Raw genomic sequence first — 16,383 nt, forward strand, 5'->3', positions numbered from 1 at the left:
TTCTTTCGTTTGTGGTTTCAGTTTCTCAAACCTTACATTTGGGCAAGCTTTTATGTCTGTTTTGATAACCTGACACCACAATTTATCATATCGGCTTATAATACTCTTAATCGAATGCTCAGCAGACGTAAAATTATCAAGCACCTATCGAGCGTACCACTTCTGGGAGGTTTGATAGGTGGCGAAGTCGCCTTACCCTCAACGGCCGCTCCGCTGGTAGCGCCCAAGCGGGATCTGTTCAAGGAATTTGGCATCCGCACGTTCATCAATGCGGCCGGTACGTTGACCTACATGACAGGTTCGCTTATGCACGACGAAGTGCTGGACGCCATTAATTACGGCGCAAAAGAATTCTGTCTACTCGATGAAATTCAGGATAAAGTCGGCGCTAAAATTGCTACGTTAACCCACGCCGAATCGGCCGTTGTTACGTCGGGGGCTTTCTCAGGAATGACCCTGGGATTGGCGGGTATTCTGACCGGTATGGACCAGAAAAAAGTGGAGATGCTGCCCCATATTGAGGGTACAGGTATGAAAACCGAAGTGATCTGCCAGAAAGCGCACGACATCGTTTACAACCACGCATTGACGAATACCGGCTGCAAAATTGTTCAGGTCGAAACGGTGGAAGACGTAGCGAAAGCCATTAACGAAAAAACGGCGCTGATGCACTTTCTGCATATCGAAGCGGATAAAGGCAAAATCATGCACGAAGAATGGGTGGCGCTGGGTAAGAAACACAACATCCCAACTTCCATCGACATTGCCGCCGACGTACCGCCCGTGGAAAACCTCTGGCGCTTCAACGACATGGGCTTTCATTTCGTGGTTGTTTCGGGTGGGAAAGCCATGCGTGGCCCACAGAGTGCGGGCTTATTGATGGGCAAAAAAGATATAATTTCGGCGGCACGCCTTCATATGCCACCGCGCGGCTTTAACATTGGTCGTGGCATGAAGGTCAACAAAGAAGAAATTTTCGGGATGTACGTAGCACTCGAAAAGTTTATCAACGAAGATCACGCCAAAGTGTGGAAAACGTGGGAAGACGGAATCGCTCACATCGACAATGCAATCAAAACCATCGCTGGTGTGCAGACGCGTGTCGACGTACCGCCGTTGGGCAATCATACCCCTACGCTACGTATCTCCTGGGACAAGACCAAACTCAACATTACGGGCAAGGATTTACAGGAAGCCATGCGCAAAGGTGATCCGTCGATTGAAGTGGGCGGAGGTGGACCGAGTAACATCAACGTAACAGTGTGGATGATGAAACCCGGCCAGGAAAAAATTGTAGCAAAACGACTCAAAGAAGAACTGTCGAAAGCGGCTGTCTAGCCATCAGGTTCAATGCAAAAACTTTTCACTTTCCTCTTTTTTATTCTGTTGGCTGGCTTTGTAAAAGCCCAGCCGTATAGCGTTGTTATTAAAGGCGGTCATGTCATTGATCCGAAGAATAACATTAACGGCATTATGGACGTCGCTATCAACGAGGGCAAGATCGTTCAGGTAGCCAAAAACATTGATGCCAAAGGCGCTACGCAGGTTGTCGATGCCAAAGGGCTCTACGTAACACCCGGCCTGATTGATATTCATACCCACGTATTTTTTGGTACCAACCTCGACCAGACGTACAGCAATGGTCCCAATGCCCTCCCACCCGATGCCTTTACGTTTCGGAACGGCGTAACAACGATTGTCGATGCAGGCTGCTCGGGCTGGCGCGACTTCGAAACGTTCAAAAAACAAACCATCGATTTGTCGCAAACGCGGGTGCTGGCGCTGCTCAATATTGTCGGCAGCGGCATGCGGGGCGGTACGTTCGAGCAGAATCTTAACGACATGGATGCTCAGAAAACGGCAGAAATGGCAAAGAAATATCCGGAGCAGGTTGTTGGGGTAAAACTGGCGCATTTCAATGGCTACGACTGGACACCTACAGATCGGGCCGTAGAAGCCGGAAAGCTAGCCAACGTACCGGTTATGATTGATTTCGGCGGTAGTACGCCTACCCTTTCACTTGAAGATTTGTTCCTAAAACGGTTACGTCCCGGCGACATTTTTACGCACTGTTTCGGGCAACTCAAAACCCGCGAAGCCATTGTGGATGTGAACACCAATAAAGTAAAACCGTTTGTTTGGGAAGCGCAGAAGCAGGGTCGCCTTTTCGACGTAGGGTATGGCGGCATCAGTTTTGCGTTTTCGCAGGCCATTCCGGCTATCAAAAGCGGCTTTCTTCCGAACACGATCAGTACCGATATTCATACCGGCAGTATGAACAACGCCATGAAAGATATGCTGAACGTCATGTCGAAATTTATGGCGATGGGCATGGATTTACCAGCCGTTATCAAAGCCAGTACGTGGAACCCGGCCCAGGCGATTAAGCGTCCCGAACTGGGAAGTTTATCAGTTGGTTCCGAGGCTGACGTAGCGATTCTGTCGCTGCACGAAGGCAAGTTTGAAGTGCGGGATACGGGTATGTTTGGTTTCTTTGATTATACGGGCTACAAAATTGAAGGCAAGCAGAAACTCGGCTGCGAAATGACGATTCGGAAAGGAAAAATTGTGTACGATCTGAATGGTATCGCCAACCCCGTTATCGTTACACAACGCCCACGGTCGTAACGTATCGGCGGGCTCCAGCCCGTCCAGCGATGAAGCAAGCCTGATAGTTTATCCTATGACTGGACGGGCTGAAGCCCGTCGATACGTTGTTTCGTAAAAGTAGAACGTAGTAAACAGCGGCTTTTTTAATAAACCCCTAAATCCCCTAAAGGGGACTTGTTCTACAAATGAGCAAAGTCCCCTTTAGGGGATTTAGGGGTCGTTCATAAACTCTCCTTAACCGATAATGATGTCTAAACTATTGTGGGGTGTGGCCGCCCTAAGTCTGCTTGTAGCACTCGGTATGGCGGCAATGGGCCATCTGGACCAGGCTGGCCCATTATTCATTCTTTTTTTCCTGAGCATTGCGCTGGCTTTTCGCAGTAGCGACGCCCTCAAAGGCTTTACGTATACCATTATGATTTTTGCGGCTGTCACGACCGCACTTTATTACCCTGCGTACTTTGTGGAGGTCAACGGGTTCAAATTCAGCAAACTCATCACGCCCCTGATTCAGATCATTATGTTCGGCATGGGCACATCAATGAGTCTTGAGGATTTTGTGGGCGTAGTAAAAATGCCGAAAGGGGTAATGATCGGGGTTGTGAGCCACTTCATTATTATGCCAACTATTGGTTATACGATTGCCAGTTTCAGCGGTTTTCCGCCCGAAATAGCCGCCGGTATTATTCTGATTGGCTGTTCGCCAAATGGCATGGCTTCGAACGTAATCTCGTATCTGGCCAAGGCCAACCTTGCGCTTTCTATCACCATTACGGCCATTTCAACAATGCTGGCTCCGTTCGTGACGCCCATGCTCATGAAGTTTTTTGCGGGCGCGCTGGTCGATATCAACGTACTGGATATGATGTGGGATATCTTCAAAATGGTAATTATTCCGATTGGTGCCGGGCTGCTTTTCAACCGGTTCCTGAGTGGAAAAGCCAAATGGCTCGATGATGCCATGCCGCTCGTGTCGATGTTTGGTATTGGGTTTATCATCACGATCATTACGGCCGCTGGTCGCGACAAACTATTGACGATTGGCCCCGCCCTGATCGGCCTCGTGCTTCTGCATAACCTGTCGGGTTATTTTCTGGGCTATTGGTCGGGGCGTTTGTTCCGTATGAGCGAGCGCGACTGCCGGACGATTGCCATTGAAGTGGGTATGCAGAATGGTGGTCTGGCTTCGGGCCTTGCCAATCAGATGGGCAAAGTCGCTACGGTAGGGCTAGCTCCGGCAGTTTTTGGCCCCTTGATGAACATTACCGGCTCGATTCTGGCATCCTGGTGGCACCGTCGTCCGCCCAAAGAAGATGTGGCAGAATCCGAGCAGGCCATATTCGATAAAGTATAATAAATCAGGCTACTGACTCTATATAATGGATAATTCAGAGCGTTAGTAAACAGCTGGAATTATCCATTATTTATTCTAATCTTTCAATGAAAACGTTTTCTTTCTTTGCAGTACGCTTTGCCGCTACGTTATCCGCAACGGGTCTGGTAGTCAGTCTTGTCGCTTTTCAGGCGGATGATCTGTTCAAATCCACTACGTTCACGCCGACCAATAGCTTTACGGCGGGTGCCGAAGGCCCGGCCGTCGACAAAGCGGGCGTACTGTACGCGGTTAATTTCTCGAAAGAAGGGACAATTGGTCAGGTAACGCCGGATGGCAAAGCCAGTTTGTTTGTTGAGTTGCCCGCCGGAAGCGTTGGAAATGGCATTCGGTTCAATAAGCAGGGCGATATGTTCATTGCCGATTATCCAAAGCACAACATCCTGAAAGTGGCGAAAGGGAGCAGGCAGGTAACCGTTTTTGCGAACGAACCGCGCATGAATCAGCCTAATGACGTTGCCATCGATAGCAAAGACCGGCTCTACGCCAGCGATCCGAACTGGAAAAACAATACGGGGAATTTGTGGCGTATCGACACCGATGGCAAGGTAACCCAACTGGAAGCAAACGTGGGGACAACGAATGGCATCGAAGTAAGCCCCGACAACAAAATCCTTTACGTGAACGAATCCATTCAGCGGAAAGTCTGGGCATACGATCTGTCGGCAGCGGGAACCATCAGCAACAAACGGCTCCTGATCGAATTCCCGGATTTTGGCATGGATGGTATGCGCTGCGATACCAAAGGAAACTTGTACATCACCCGACACGGCAAAGGTACCGTAGCAAAAATTTCGCCCGCCGGAAAACTCCTTCAGGAAATCAAGTTGATCGGCAAAAAACCAAGCAACATTGCCTTTGGCGGTAAAGATGGACGTACGGCCTACGTAACGCTACAGGATCAGGGCAACATCGAAACGTTCCGCGTTGATACGCCCGGCCAGGAATGGACTATGCGCCAAAAGTAGAGCCTGTTGATTAACGAATCAGATACGTAACAAGCCAATACGTAAAAAAAGCTATCTGACTTTTGAGCGAGCTAAGCGCCCGAAAAAGCAGATTCGCGACGGATTGCCGGTTAATGTCCATCAGTTCGGCGATCTGTTCGTTTTCCAATCCTTTGTAGAACTTAAGGAAAACAACTTCCTGCTGGCGTTTGGGAAGCATATCGATGGCCTGCCGTACTTTATACCGACTTTCCGAATCCGCTTCATGCTGCTCAATCTCGGTCTCGATCGTTTGCCAGTCCGACAGCTCAACGACTTCTTCGCTGTACAGCGAGAACAACGACCGCACAGGTTTACGAAATTCCTGAAGAAGCTGGTTACGTAGCGCTTTGAACAGATAAATCGAGACAACCTGAATCGTCAACGTAGTGCGTCGTTCCCAGATTCGAATAAATAATTCCTGAATTGAATCTTTAATGAATTCGCGATCTGTGGTGAAGTTGGTGGCGTAGGTGAACAGCGAACGGTATTGTGCTTCGGCTAATCGGCAAAAAGCGTCCTTATCTCCGGCCTGTGATCGATGCCAGAGTTTCAGTAAGTAATCGTTCTCTTCTCGAAGTCGCTGCTGAATATCCAAAACGCCTACGTTCTATCAATGCAAAATAATAGTTAAAAAGCCAATAACATAGTTAATCATTCGGTAATTCTGGATTTACCCGAATAATTCTTCTTTCAACTACTTAAAATGCACTTGCTACGTATTGCTACAGGCCTATTGCCAGGCGTTACGTAGGAACTGCAGCCAGTTTTTGTAGAAAATATTGTCGATATCGTTCGTCGAATAGCCGCGTTTAGCAAGTAAATCCGTCAGGTTTTGCAGGTCGGCAATCGTATCCAGATCCGTTGGCGACTGCTCTGTACCGTACGTACCGTCAAGATCGCTGCCAATGGCAATGTGTTGACTGTTTCCGGTCAGCTGGCAAATATGGTCGTAATGGTCGATGATGGTTTCGATGGTAATGCTAAAATCTGCTGGATTGCTGGTACGTTGGGTAAATCCTGGTTTCATCATCCAGGCGTCGAAACAACCGCCAATAACCGCTCCCCGCTCGGTCAGTTGCCGAATCTGATCGTCAGAAAGCTGGCGCTGATGCGGCACCAGCGTCCGGCAATTGTGATGACTGGCCCAAACGGGTCCTTTGTAAAGTTCGAGTGCTTCCGAAAAGCCCTCATCGGTCAGGTGTGTTACGTCCAGAATGATCCCCAGCCGATCCATCTCCCGCACCAGTTCGCGACCCGCTGGAGTAAGCGGTCCACTCAGACCGGTGCCGGGAGCGTAACGTCCGGTGCTATAATGCGCTGGACCGAGCGCCCGTAAACCATAGCCATACGCTTTTTCAAGGTACGACAGCTTGACAATGGAATCGGCACCTTCCAGACTCAGGATGTAGCCAACGGGTTTTTGTTCGTTCGGAATCGTTTCGTCGAACCAGCGTTCCAGGTGTTTTTCCAGCCCGGCCCGATCCCGAATTTGAACCATCTCGCCCGCATCTTCCATTGCTTCATACCAGGCGCGTTGTCCCTGCGTTGTAGCCCATGCCTGTTCGGGCGAGTTCCAGCCAGCCCCCGGCAGGTTTCCATTACTCTGGTTAAACCGCGCAATCTGCGTAGCCACCACCAGACCAATATTTCCCCGCCGAAGATCAGGCAGCGAGACGGTTCCTCTGGCCCGGTCAATTTTATCATTCATCCCGGCTTCCGTTTCCCGAATCTCGTGCGCCGATAGCCGATAATCGCGGTTCCATTCCAGCGCGTTCAGCGACATATCCAGGTGAGCGTCAATGATAAAAGGGCGTTTCTGAGTCATTACGGGTCAATTTATTTGTAATAAGGCGTTTTTTTCACTCCTGATATTCTCATAAAGATCATAAAAATCCGCTTTCTGCTGAACGTACAACTTAGGCAGCCCTGAAAATTTGTCATTTAGGACCAGCCAAATGATGCGTCCTGAACTCAGTCACGATTTTACGAATGCTGACAGACGATAGTTATTTTAAATCGACCGTGTTCGCAAGCGTATTATCAAACAGGCATGACACTCTTCAGCCTAGTGGAAAAATTTTTGGAAAGAAAAGTCGGGATGACGCATTTCCAGTTCATTCTTAGCCGATTCAGCTTGAGCTTCAGCAGCATAAATAACCATTTTTTGTTCATAATCGTGGATGGCCGCTTGTACGGTTTCGAATTTTCCGCCAGTTAGATTATCGGATAAAACGAGGGCATCCATCAGGCCGATATTTACACCTTTACCGGCAAAAGGCGGCATTAAATGGGCAGCATCTCCAATGAGCGTTACCAGCAAAGGGCGATTAGGTTTCCAGGGTTTGTCTACCGGCAGCTTTCTCGTTGGCAATCCCCAAAAAGAAGGGGTAGCGGTAAACAATTGCTGGTAACGTCCATCCCAATCAGAGAACCTACCGGAAAGAAACGTACGAACGCTATCTGTGTTCCGAAAGTCTAATCCGTTTCCATCAACCCAGTCTTCTGGCGTTTTAAAGATAATCCCATAGGTTAATACATCCTTGTTGTAGGGGTTTACAACTACTAAATTACCTTGATGGGCAGCCATCAGTCTGTTGCCATCACATAATTGATACAATTCCGGACAGTTTAGTTCGGGTTGAGGTACGTCCGCCTGTATAATAAAAGTACCGGTATCTTCGGCTACTGCATCTGTAACGTAGCTTCTTACCCTGGACATGCCTCCATTAGCTACAATTACAAAATCGGCAATAGCATCAGGTTTCTTTTCGAACCGCAATAGGCATTTTCCGTTATGTTCTTTCAGCTCTGTACATTTTCTGCCCCAGACAACGGTCCTGCTTTCTAAACTGTCAAGCAACATTTGCCTTAAATCGTTTCGATTTATTTCGGGGTTGTCGTATTGATTTTCGGGCGTAGACTTTCTCTTGGATAAGATGTTGCCCTGTTCATCAGCAATGACGATACCCATTGGCAGCGCTAGAGCGTAATAGCGTTCCAGCAACCCTGCTTTTTTCATAGCTTCCTGCCCTGAATCTTTGTGCAAGTCAAGCGTACCGCCCCAAATCCTTGTCTGTGCGTCTTTATCGCGTTCGTAAACCGTTACGTTGGCTCCTTGTTGCTGCAATAATTTTGCCATTGTCAAACCAACGGGGCCCGCACCAATAATGGCAACTTGTTTATTTTGTAATACCATGATTTTGCCTTGTTTATTTTACGACAAAATTGCTGGGTCTTTTAAAGATAAAATAGCCATATTGTCCTTAATAATAGTCGTGAAAGACTTTATATGGAAACAGACAAAAAGCAAACAGTACCTAATATTCTAATAAAGTTTGCTCAACAATTGGGGACAGAAGTAAAAAACGGAAGAGTACAGATCCCGGAAAAATTGGGAACGGGGTATTGTGCTGGATTTGTGCTTAATAAATCTATTCGACTGCTCATTAGTAATTATGAGATAAATGAAGAATTGGTGGTTAAAAACCCAGAGATCGATACTACCAGGAGAATGATCTTCTTTAAGTTTCAAAACATTTTCCCTAAAACAGACAAATTAATGGGAAAGCGTTTACCGGAAACGCCTTCCGTTTTGATTGCAACCAGTCGCATAAATACTGATGATATTATCTCAATTCACAGCAATACGTCGACAATCAATATAGAAGTAGATGCAGAATACCTGAAGGAATCTATTGAGTTGTCAGAAAAAACGCCGGTTTTGCAAAGCCTGTTAGAGAATACGCAGCCTTTACTATTTGAAGAATTGATTTTTTCATCTTTACAGCACATTGTCGATGAAATAGTGAATGAAGCGGTTGACGAAGCGCTTGAGTTGTTTTTTCTGAAAATAAAGTCGGAAGAACTGATTTGCCGATTATTAATAGAGCTGACAAAGCGGGAAGAAAAACAGCTCTTGGCTTTAAACGGTCATGATATTAGTACCATCTACAAGCTAAAAGAGCAAATGCTTGAACACCTGGCAACGCCACCAGTAATTCATAAACTGGCAGTGACTGCCCATATGAGCCCATCCAAACTGAAGCGTTTATTCAAGCAAATTTTTGGTAAGAGCATTTTCCGTTATTATCAGGAATTTAGAATGAAGGAAGCCGCCCGTTTATTAAAAGAGGAAAAGTTGTCTGTTTCAGAAGTGGGTTATCAACTGGGCTTTACCAATCTAAGCCATTTTTCAAGAGCCTTTAACGAACACATAGGAGCAAAGCCGAAACAGTACAGTCGTTCTTAAAATAAAAGGAGCTTGGCCAAGCTCCTTTTATTTTAAGCGACTATCCTCATGCTAATTACCCCTAAAAGCATTTAGGGAATCAGGGATGCAGGTTATAGAAAAACAAATGCCAACCTTCAGTTTAGTAACTTTCGTTCTGAACCAGATAACCCGGTATATTGGAAGCGCCGTCGATAGCGGTTTGCGGAATCGGGAAAATCCGTTTGCGCACGTTGTTATCGGTTTTTTCTGTCCAGGTACCTTCGTACTTTCCAAAGCGAATCATGTCCGTCCGACGTACCATTTCCCAGTACAGCTCAAAACCCCGTTCGCGGTACAGCAAATCCAGATTCATCGACGTTAACGCTGGTGGCGGAGTTGTAAGCGTTCGCGCAGCCCGAACAGCATTCACATCAGCCAGCGCACTGGCCGCATCGTTGCTCTTACGCAGTTTCGCTTCTGCCCGCATCAGATACACATCGGCCAGACGAACAATCGAAATATCGGCATCACCCAGATTCCGGCCAGAGGTGGATTTTTTACTGAACTCGTATTTCTCGACCCGGTAGCCGGTATTGTAGTCGCTCCCCACTACGGTAAAGTCAACCTGCTCGGTGAAGTTAACGGGTAAGGTTGGGCGATTACGCGTTACGTTGAAGAGCTTGCCGACTTTAAACTTACCATCCGGACACTTCAGGAACGCACCGTTCACCCGTAACAAACCATACTGCTGACCGCGCAGAATACCCCGGTTAATGTTAAAGTCTCCCTCTGCTACGCAGGAATCGCCCGGATTCGAATAAATGGATAGATTCTGGCGGTAAAAACGAGGATCAACCGAAGGGTCCTGTGCACCATAAGCGCTTACCCAGGTCCGGTAAAAATCGGGCGTAATGGCTGGTCCATCCGTACCATTGGCCGCTGGATAAGCTGGAATTGGAAACTGATCGCCCGACAGCGAAAAATACGCCAGTCGGTTGTTTCCGTTCAACTCGGCACGCTGATCGACCGCAAAAATCAGCTCCTTGTTGTCGTGGTTATTCTGGTTGAAAAGCGAGAAATAGTCCCGCGCCAGTTGATATTGACCGGAGTTGATAATCTTGTCGCAATATTCCACCACTTTGTCCATATCAGCCGACTGAAACGAAAATTGAGTAGCGTAGCGGTCGCGATAAACGGCGGCATTCAGATACAATCGGGCCAGCAGTCCCCAGGCGCCCCCTTTGGTCAATCGGCCGGGGCCAACTGTCGTCAATAAATCGGGTTCAGCCGCCAGTAGTTCTTTCAATACGTAGTTATAAGCCGCTTCACCGCGTAGAACAGTCGATTGCGCCTGTGGGTCTTCTTTCACGAAAACAATCCCGAACAGATCGAGCATCAGCATGGAGTAATACGCCCGCATTCCCCGCGCTTCAGCCAGATAGACCTTGGTGGCCGGATCTTTTAGTGTTGGCAGCGCATTGATGGCAGATACTGACCGCGACAGACTCTGTACCAGAAAATTCCACGTATTGAGCAGATTCGGATCGGTGCTGGTGGTCGTGTGGCGATGCAAGGCCAGATAAATACCATTGTCGCCCCAGTCGGTACCGCCCCGATAAGGCAGAATGGCCTCATCCGTCGGAATTTCCTGAATGGCGAAATAATTGGTATGCAGAAAAATATTGGGCAACTGCGCATACACGGGCGCCAGATTACCATCAGCTAACTGCTTGTCCGACAGACCCGATACGGAGGCTTCGTCAAGAACGTTTTCTTCCAGTTTGGTGCAGCTATAGCTACCCGCCAGAACAGCCAGCGCCAGTAGCGAAGTAATTATTTTTTTCATGTCGTTCCGAATTAGAAAGTTAGGTTCAGGCCGAAAATGACCGACCGCGCTTTAGGATAACTGAGGTAATCGATGCCGTACGACGAGATGCCGTTGATGTTCCGGTCGTTGTTGACTTCCGGATCGTAGCCATCGTAGTTCGTAATGACGAATACATTCTGGCCCGTTACCGACAAACGTATCGCATTAACCCACCGATTAATTCCGAGCAGTTTAGGGCTCAGGTTATATCCCAAGGCTAAGTTATTGAGCCGGAAGAAACTGCCATTTTTCAGGAAGCGTGTCGATACAGGCGCAGAGTTGTTGATCGATTCGTTTGGGTACTGAATCGCTTCGGCGGTTGTATTAAGCCCTTTCGACAAGCGGAGTTTATAAAAATTCGAGTTGGCCGTATTGTCGTACACCTTGTTTCCCGAAACGCCGTTGAAGTTAAAAACCAGATCGAATCCTTTGTAAGCCAGGCTGGTATTGATGTTATACTGTTTGGTGGGCAACGCGCTTCCAGCCGCAATCCGGTCTTTATCGGTCACAATGCCATCGCCATCCACATCGCGATACGTACTGATTCCTTTGTCATCAAAACCCGTGAACTCCTTCAGGAAGAACGTACCGATTGGCTGATCGTTGATGTATCCGTTGACGGTTGCCGACGTTAACCCCGACCCCTGCGCCGAGCCCGACGTAATGACCGAGTAAGGCGAGTTGCGCACTACGTTCTTGATAAACGTTACGTTCCCGCCAATATCGAACCGGAATCCGCTCTGACTCGCGTACCGATAGTTCAGGTCAAGTTCGATACCCTGGTTCGTGATGCTCATATTGGGTACGTTGGTCCAGTACGTAGCGGCTGGCTGAATCGGATCGGCCGGGATAACTTCCAGCAGAATTTTATTCGAGACCTTGCGGAAGTAATCAACCGAGCCCGACAGCGCGCCATTGAACAGGGCGAAATCCAGTCCGGCATCCGTTTGCGACGAAACCTCCCACTGGATATCGGGATTGGCCAGCCGCGTGTACGAAATACCGGCCGGGTAACTGGTTGTGTTATCGAGCGGATAACTCGTTGTACCCGATACCTGCGCGGTATACAGCGCCTGTGTAATTTTGGCTGGAATTTCCTGATTTCCCGTTTGTCCCCAACCAGCCCGAAGTTTCAGTTCGGTAAACGGCCCCGACTTCAGAAAAGCTTCATCCGATAAGCGCCAGCCCGCAGACACCGATGGGAAAACGCCGTATTTATTATTACCGCCAAACTTCGATGAGCCATCAGCCCGAACGGTCGCCGTCAACAGGTATTTGTCTCTGAACTGATAATTCACCCGGCCAAAAAACGATTGCAGCTCATTTTCAATCGCGTAGCCAGCGGGGCGGTTGTTCGCCAGCGTCAGATCCTGACCAAGACTGGGGTTATAAATGGGCTCAACGGGCGTAATCGGAAACTTGTTGATGCTCCACTCACGGTTCTGGATAAAAAACTTCTGGTACGAATGCCCTACCAAAGCTGTCAGGTTATGGTTCGACTGGTTGAGCGTATACGTAAAATAGTTTTCGATCAACGTATTGCGGTTGGTCATGTAAATACTCTGCAACCGGCCATCCTGCTGCGGTACGGCATTGGCCAGCGACTGAAAATCACGTACTGAACTTGAGTTATCCACACCCAAATTGAGCTTATACACCAGACTGGGCAGAATTTTGAACGAAGGCGAAATACTTCCAACCACCCGGTTAACGGTTGTTATATCCTTCTCCAGCTTTAACGTAATGAGCGGATTAACGCCCCCCTGATACTGGTACGGATTGCCATCAGCATCGTAAGCCGGATACGTTGGATTAGTCGAAATAGCCGCACCGATGATGGCAACACCCACCCCACTACTCAGCGAGCCCCCACTCGGTGGGCGCTGATTGACCGTATTGGAAGCTGTCAGATTTACATCGACCGTCAGGCGATCTTCCAGAAAACGCTGCGATACGTTCACGCGGCCTGTGTAGCGCTTGAGCGAGCTGTTTTTAATAACGCCCTGCTGATCCTGTACGCCAAATGAACCGTAGTACGTCAGTTTTTCGGCCCCTCCGCTAAACGACAGGTTGTAATTCTGCGTCAGCGCCGTTTGGCTGACTTCCTTCTGCCAGTCGGTTGAGCCGCCCTTATCATCCAGTACACCGCCCAGTGCCGTTACCTGCTGACGGAATTCATCGGCCGAGAAAACCTTGAGTGGCCGCGCTATTTTCGAAATACCCCAGTTGGCCGACAAGTTGAACGTAGCACTGCCCGACTTTCCTTTTTTAGTCGTGATCAGCACCACGCCGTTGGCACCACGCGCACCGTAAATAGCAGTTGCGGAAGCATCTTTCAGTACGTCGACCGATTCAATATCCTGCGGATTCAGGAAGGTTAAGGGATTGGTAGCCCCGCCCGTAGACGAGTTATCGAGCGGAATACCGTCCAGCACAAACAGCGGAGTACTTCCCGTCCGAACGCCACCTGGCCCGCGAATGGTGATATTTTGCGCGCTGCCGGGTTCGCCACTGGCCGACGTTACGTTCACACCGGCCACTTTTCCCTGAATCAACTGTTCAGGGGAATTGATAATGCCCCGATTAAATTCTCCACTTTTAATTGATTTTACTGAACCCGTCATATCACGTTTGGTGGTGCTGCCGTAGCCGATAACCACCACCTGATTCAGATCCGACGCTGATGATTTCAGCGACACGTTAATCGTAGTCTGGCTACCCACTGGAACTTCCTGCGATACAAAACCAATAAACCCAAACACCAGCGTAGCATTGGCATTCGGCACAACGATACGGTAGTTACCGTTTGCGTCGGTGGTTGTTCCGCGCTGGGTACCTTTCAGCACAACGCTACACCCAGCCAGGGCTTCGTTGGTAGTAGCATCGGTTACACGACCCGTAACGGTAATGTCGGCAACAGTTGCAGAACGTAGTGCTTTATTTGATTGGACGTCAGGCATGGCTGGACTGATGGCCAGCGCACTCGTTGAGGCCACTACCCATAAAAAGCAACAGGCAGCTATCCACCTTTGTCGGCGTAGCTGCGTGATGAAGTAGAAATTGATCATAGAACTAGTAAAATTAAGGGTGGCAAAGTTCCTATTTAGATAAACAGCAGGCGTACTAAGATTTGATATTTAAAAATATGTTAACATAGCTCGTCTCGCTAAAGACAGCCGTAAAAGGAAAGGGTTGCAAAATCTTACTTAGAGCCAGACGTTTACAAACCGATGTAATTCATCGCTTCCAATCATGCATACCCAGACGAAAGCAAAGCACCCGCTTCGTTTTGCCAAATTGTTAATTTGAACAAAATGAAACGGGCACGGATACGTAGTGAACCCTACGCTGGCTTTGTATTGTGTTTATTCGTCGGATTTACTTATTTTTTTCTTCACTACGTCAGCCGGGTATTTTTGGGCCAGCCGTTGGATATCGTAGCTGAATTCCTCGTAGGTTTTCTGCCAGGCTTCAGCTTCTTCAGGCGTGTATTCGTAAAAGCCCTGCGCATTCTGAACGCCTTTGCCGCCGGCTTGGACAATGTCGTCAATCAGTTTTGGTACGTCGGTACGGTTACTCAGCGTCGGAAACAGGTCTTTCATAACGGTATGATAGGCCGGAACGCCCGTCAAGTCCATCCAGCGAAAAACGCCTGCCAGCATCATCCAGAAACCGGCGCTGTTCCGTATCGCCCGGTCGACATCTTCCACCGTAGCGTACCCATTTTCAACCAGGTTGAAGGCTTCACGGTACATGGCGTACATGAGTCGGTTGGTAATAAAGCCGCGAATATCTTTCCGAACCAGCGTTGGTTCTTTTGCCCACTGATGCGACAATTCGTAGAGCCAGTCTGCTTTCGCTACGTCGCTTAAGTCGCCACAGATAATTTCCAGAAACCGGGTCGTGTGCGAGGGTTCCATCCAGTGCAGACCGAAAAAGCGGGCCGGTAATTGGGTTTGCCGCTGAAGCAGACTAATTGGAATCGCCGACGTATTGCTGGCAATAAGCGTATCGTCGGGAACGGCGGCTTCGATTCTGGCGTAGACGGCTTTCTTGATGTCGATGTTTTCAAGCGTGCATTCGACCACCAGTTTGCAGTTTTTCAGAAGACTGTAATCTTCCGTAATCTGGAGCTGCGTTACGTATGTCTCCGGCAGATTGGTTATTATTCCTTCGTGAAACGAGTTGGCTAAATGCGTACGTATTCGCGGTTCCGCCGTGTTCATATCGGCCGGAATGGGCGCCACCGCCACGACTGGGTGCCCCGCCATCAGAAAACAGGTAACAATGCTACATCCCATCAACCCCAAACCCACTACGCCAACGGGTATTTCTGCCGGACTCATTTCCTGACTCATATTATAAACGTTTTATCCTTTTCGCAATGTCGGGCTCTTTTCGTGCTGTCAGGTTCTCAAACCTGACACACTTGCTGGCGCGGAAATGTCGGGTTTGAGAACCCGACATCACAGAAAGCACAGAAACAGAATCACGAAATTCCATCAGACTTACAGCACCAGCGCAGGCATCCAGAATACGCCATCGCCGAGCCAGCGATACCGCTCATTTCGGAGAAAATAAGCGGGGTACCGTTGAATGCCGTAGAGCGTCAGGCTCATAAGCCCGAGCATTAGCGCACTACGTTGGGCGAATCGATCATCGGTCAGAAAGCAAAGCGAAAAACCCACTGCAACAATGCCGAAGGTGAGCCAGCGCAGGATCGTATCACAACGATCCTGTCCCCAGTGCGTTGCGAGCGAAAACATCGCCTGATCGGACTGATTTTCATACTGCTCCATCACGGCAAAGAGCACCAGATTCTGAAACGCAATACCCATAAACATCAGGCATTCGGCCATCTCAATTCGGCTTACCGCCGGACGTTGCACCCAAACGCTTCCCCAAATACCAGCGGTGTAAAGTACAGCCACAAGGGGCTCTTTTAACAACAAGGCCGGGTGTCGTGCGGGTAGCCGAAAAACCGCTCCGACATAGGCGGCACAAATGCCACCAAGCACAATGCCGAATTTCACCACACTGACCGGAAGAAAGAAAACAAGTACCAGAGTGAGTGCCGTTGCTACGCCCACAATCCGCCATAACAACGTAGCGTGCTGCCGATGAAACTGATGCCGTAACGTAAGCGGTTGCCTTGACGTATCGTCTTTCCGAACATCCAGCAGTCGATCAACGGTATAAATGATAAACACAACGAGCGCCAGTGCAATCGGGGTAGCCCAATGGATCGGATCAACGTCGGACAGACGCGCGGCCATTCGGTTCGAAAGCACGGCTCCCACGACAACGAGGAAAT

At 48.8% G+C, this 16,383-nt stretch carries 12 protein-coding genes; 5 read left to right on the forward strand and 7 right to left on the reverse strand.

Annotated elements, in window-relative coordinates; all coding sequences use genetic code 11:
• Window positions 1–114: 114 nt before the first annotated feature.
• The 4 genes from ACOJS8_RS22250 (at window position 115) to ACOJS8_RS22265 (ending at window position 4,971) form a co-directional block, all read left to right on the forward strand.
• Entirely contained in the window at window positions 115–1,338 is a 1,224-nt protein-coding gene (locus ACOJS8_RS22250) for an aminotransferase class V-fold PLP-dependent enzyme (protein WP_420150805.1), read from the forward strand.
• 12 nt (window positions 1,339–1,350) lie between these two features.
• Window positions 1,351–2,628, forward strand: coding sequence for an amidohydrolase/deacetylase family metallohydrolase (locus ACOJS8_RS22255; RefSeq protein ID WP_420150757.1), 1,278 nt, complete (start codon window positions 1,351–1,353; stop codon window positions 2,626–2,628).
• Window positions 2,629–2,854: 226 nt separating this feature from the next.
• Window positions 2,855–3,964 carry a bile acid:sodium symporter family protein gene (locus ACOJS8_RS22260; RefSeq protein WP_420150758.1) on the forward strand — a complete coding sequence of 370 codons (1,110 nt, stop codon included), beginning with the start codon at window positions 2,855–2,857 and terminating at the stop codon, window positions 3,962–3,964.
• 86 nt (window positions 3,965–4,050) lie between these two features.
• Window positions 4,051–4,971: an SMP-30/gluconolactonase/LRE family protein gene (locus ACOJS8_RS22265; RefSeq protein WP_420150759.1), complete on the forward strand. Its 921-nt coding sequence runs from the start codon at window positions 4,051–4,053 to the stop codon at window positions 4,969–4,971.
• A 10-nt stretch (window positions 4,972–4,981) separates the two neighbouring features.
• Here the strand turns inward: ACOJS8_RS22265 and ACOJS8_RS22270 are convergent, their stop codons facing one another.
• From ACOJS8_RS22270 to ACOJS8_RS22280, 3 genes are all read right to left on the reverse strand, one after another.
• A complete protein-coding gene (locus tag ACOJS8_RS22270) occupies window positions 4,982–5,587 on the reverse strand; it encodes an RNA polymerase sigma factor (protein ID WP_420150760.1) in 606 nt (201 codons plus the stop codon).
• A 135-nt stretch (window positions 5,588–5,722) separates the two neighbouring features.
• Entirely contained in the window at window positions 5,723–6,817 is a 1,095-nt protein-coding gene (locus tag ACOJS8_RS22275; RefSeq protein WP_420150761.1) for a dipeptidase, read from the reverse strand.
• Window positions 6,818–7,057: 240 nt separating this feature from the next.
• Window positions 7,058–8,188, reverse strand: a complete 1,131-nt coding sequence (locus ACOJS8_RS22280; protein WP_420150762.1) for an FAD-dependent oxidoreductase — start codon at window positions 8,186–8,188, stop codon at window positions 7,058–7,060.
• Between the two features lie 93 nt (window positions 8,189–8,281).
• Here ACOJS8_RS22280 and ACOJS8_RS22285 point away from each other — a divergent pair, with 93 nt between their 5' ends.
• Window positions 8,282–9,241 carry a helix-turn-helix domain-containing protein gene (locus ACOJS8_RS22285; protein WP_420150763.1) on the forward strand — a complete coding sequence of 320 codons (960 nt, stop codon included), beginning with the start codon at window positions 8,282–8,284 and terminating at the stop codon, window positions 9,239–9,241.
• Between the two features lie 121 nt (window positions 9,242–9,362).
• Here the strand turns inward: ACOJS8_RS22285 and ACOJS8_RS22290 are convergent, their stop codons facing one another.
• The 4 genes from ACOJS8_RS22290 to ACOJS8_RS22305 form a co-directional block, all read right to left on the reverse strand.
• Window positions 9,363–11,048, reverse strand: a complete 1,686-nt coding sequence (locus ACOJS8_RS22290) for a RagB/SusD family nutrient uptake outer membrane protein (RefSeq protein ID WP_420150764.1) — start codon at window positions 11,046–11,048, stop codon at window positions 9,363–9,365.
• Window positions 11,049–11,059: 11 nt separating this feature from the next.
• Complete coding sequence (locus ACOJS8_RS22295) at window positions 11,060–14,029, reverse strand: SusC/RagA family TonB-linked outer membrane protein (protein WP_420150806.1); 2,970 nt, start codon at window positions 14,027–14,029, stop codon at window positions 11,060–11,062.
• 405 nt (window positions 14,030–14,434) lie between these two features.
• Window positions 14,435–15,427, reverse strand: coding sequence for a 3-hydroxyacyl-CoA dehydrogenase family protein (locus tag ACOJS8_RS22300; protein ID WP_420150765.1), 993 nt, complete (start codon window positions 15,425–15,427; stop codon window positions 14,435–14,437).
• Window positions 15,428–15,577: 150 nt separating this feature from the next.
• On the reverse strand, window positions 15,578–16,369 hold the full coding sequence (locus ACOJS8_RS22305) for a hypothetical protein (protein WP_420150766.1): 792 nt from the start codon (window positions 16,367–16,369) through the stop codon (window positions 15,578–15,580).
• Window positions 16,370–16,383 lie beyond the last annotated feature (14 nt).

Origin of the sequence: Spirosoma sp., assembly GCF_048594605.1 — a bacterium.
Taxonomy (GTDB): Bacteria; Bacteroidota; Bacteroidia; order Cytophagales; family Spirosomataceae; genus Spirosoma.